Origin of the sequence: Cryobacterium sp. 10I1, from assembly GCF_035019805.1 — a bacterium.
In the GTDB taxonomy this organism is placed as follows: domain Bacteria; phylum Actinomycetota; class Actinomycetes; order Actinomycetales; family Microbacteriaceae; genus Cryobacterium; species Cryobacterium glucosi.
Genome location: NZ_JASJVF010000363.1, coordinates 1 through 2,453, shown reverse-complemented (window position 1 = coordinate 2,453; position 2,453 = coordinate 1). Strand labels below are relative to the sequence as shown.

Here is a 2,453-nt window from a genome sequence, read left to right as displayed (position 1 = left end):
CCCCCCGGCTCGACCAGGTCACGATCCAGGTCGGCATCGACCTGCCCGCTCGGGCCGTTCGCGCCCTGCTGCGGCCCTACCTCGGCGTCCTGCACGTGGTGTTCGGGCGGGTGCGCGTCTCCACGAGCCGGGCATCCGGTCGTCGTCCGCTCGTGACGCTCGAGTTCGACGCGGAACACGGCCCCGAACGCCGACGCGTCGCACGCCCAGTACGCTGAACTGACCCGGGGCAGACGAACGCGCCGGGTGGCGCAGAGGGGGATTCCAGGTACCGTGGCAAAACTGTACTTTCGCTATGGAGCGATGAACAGCGGCAAGAGCACGTCGATGCTCCAGGCCGCATACAACTACGAGGAGCGCGGCCATCGTGTGCTGCTCGCCAAGCCGTCTGTCGACACCAAGGGTGATCGGGGCATCCTCTCGCGCCTCGGCGTGACGCGTGGCGTCGACTTCCTGCTCACCCCTGAGACGGATGCCTACGCCCTCTTCCAGGAGCACCGCGCTGAGGTCGTGGCCCGCGACGGGCTCGACGTCAGCGCCCTCCTCGTCGACGAGGCGCAGTTCCTCACCGAGGCCCAGGTCGACGACTTGCTCCGCATCGCGATCCTCGAGAACATCCCCGTCCTGGCGTACGGGATCCGCACCGACTTCCAGACCGTCGCGTTCCCCGGCAGCCGCCGCCTGCTCGAGATCGCGCACAGCCTCGAAGAACTCAAGACCATCTGCCGCTGCGGGCGCAAGGCCGTCTTCAACGGCCGCAAGATCGACGGGCGCTTCGTCTTCGCTGGCGACCAGGTCGCGATCGACGGGGCCTTCGTCACCTATGAGTCCCTGTGCGGCTCCTGCTACCTCGAGGAGAGCGGCGGGCGCCTCGGCCATCGGGCCATGAACGAGGGGAGGGGGCGCCCGGCTGTTTCTCCAGAAGACCTCGTCCCTGGCGAGACTGCGAGCGCCCCACATGCCCCCCGGCGCGTTCCCCCGGTTTCACCCTAGGACCAGCACATCACCGTCGAAAAGCCGTCACTTCCGGTGGCACCCGAACACGCACGCCGGCGGCAGGAACACCATCCAGCTTCACCGCACCGCAGGCGCCGTCCCCGTACGGCCTGACCGAAAGTTTCTCGTGCCCAGCTATCGCATTGCCTTGATCGATGACCACGAGATCGTCGCGCGCGGTTTCGCCGCCCTCTTCGGGGCGCTCCCGGAGATCCAGGTCGTCGCAACGGTCGCTTCGGTGACCGAACTGCTCGAATCGACCGCGCAGGCCAGCCACCCGGTCGACCTCGTGATCCTCGACCTGCGGCTGTCCGACGATTCGGCCGTCGGCGACAACGTCGACCGGCTGCGCTCCGCCGGTTCGGCCGTCCTCGCCTTCACCGCGGGCGACGACGCCGTGCTGATGCGCACGGCCGCCCGCAGCGGGGTGCTCGGCGTGGTGCGCAAGTCCGAACCGACGGCGGTGCTGCTCGACGCGGTGCTCCGCGCCGCCGCCGGGGAGCCGATCCCCTCGACCGAGTGGGCTGCCGCCCTCGACGGCGACCCCGAGCTCAACGACGCCGGGCTCAGCCCGCGGGAACGCGAAGTGCTCTCCCTCTACGCGGCCGGCGCGAAGGCCCCGCTCGTCGCCGCCCGCACCGGCCTCGCCGAGGCGACCGTGATCGACTACATCCGCCGGGTCCGTTCGAAATACCAGCGCGTCGGACGCCCGGCCAACACGAAGATCGACCTGTACAAGCGGGCCCTCGAAGACGGCATCCTGCCGGTCCCCGGCCAGCCGTGAGGCGCGGCCGGCGCCCGCTCGCCGGCCTGACCGCCGCCGAGCGCCTCGCCCGGGTGCTCTATACGTCGATCGGTCCCACCGCGGTGGTGTTCTGCCTCCTCAGCCTGGGCTCCTTCCTCAGTCAGGTCTGGGCACCGCGACCCCTTCCCGCGATCCTGATCTGGGCCCTCGTCTTCGGGCTGCCCGTCGCGCTCGGTGTGCTCTCCCGGCGGGCGTCGCTGAGGCTGCTGCGCCGGATCGCGCTCGCCGAGGGTGTCGTGTTCCTCGCCATCCTCGTCTTCTGGTTGTCGTTCCGGGCCACCCCGCTCCCGGCCGGCGCGGACATCCCCTGGGCCCTGACCTTCACCGGGGTGCCCGTCCTCGCCGTCGGCGTCGCCACCCGCGACCGCTTCGGCTGGGCCTATCTCGTCGTCGTCTGCGCGCTCAGCGGCCTCGTCCGCGCCGCGACATCGACGGATCCCCAGCCGGTCCTCGTCGGCCTCGAAGACGCCGTCTACTCGATGCTCCTCGTGGGCGTCTTCCTCGGGCTGATGATGGCGGCCCGCCGCAATGCCGTCCGGGTTGACGCTGCGACGGTCGCCACTCGGGCGGACATCGCTGCCGCCGCCGTAGACCTTGGCGCGACCTTCGAAGAAGCCCTGGGAGGTGCCGAACTCCGCCATTTCGTCCAGGC

At 70.4% G+C, this 2,453-nt stretch carries 4 protein-coding genes; all 4 read left to right on the top strand.

The features are described from left to right. A partial coding sequence (locus QN345_RS18010) for a hypothetical protein (RefSeq protein ID WP_323509008.1) occupies positions 1 to 218 on the top strand: 218 nt, incomplete at its 5' end. Between the two features lie 55 nt (positions 219 to 273). Further along, positions 274 to 993 carry a thymidine kinase gene (locus QN345_RS18005; protein ID WP_134561647.1) on the top strand — a complete coding sequence of 240 codons (720 nt, stop codon included), beginning with the start codon at positions 274 to 276 and terminating at the stop codon, positions 991 to 993. Positions 994 to 1,144: 151 nt separating this feature from the next. Then, a complete protein-coding gene (locus QN345_RS18000) occupies positions 1,145 to 1,780 on the top strand; it encodes a response regulator (protein WP_241987385.1) in 636 nt (211 codons plus the stop codon). After that, the coding region (locus QN345_RS17995; RefSeq protein WP_323509007.1) for a hypothetical protein at positions 1,777 to 2,453 on the top strand (677 nt) is incomplete at its 3' end. The genes QN345_RS18000 and QN345_RS17995, both read left to right, overlap by 4 nt.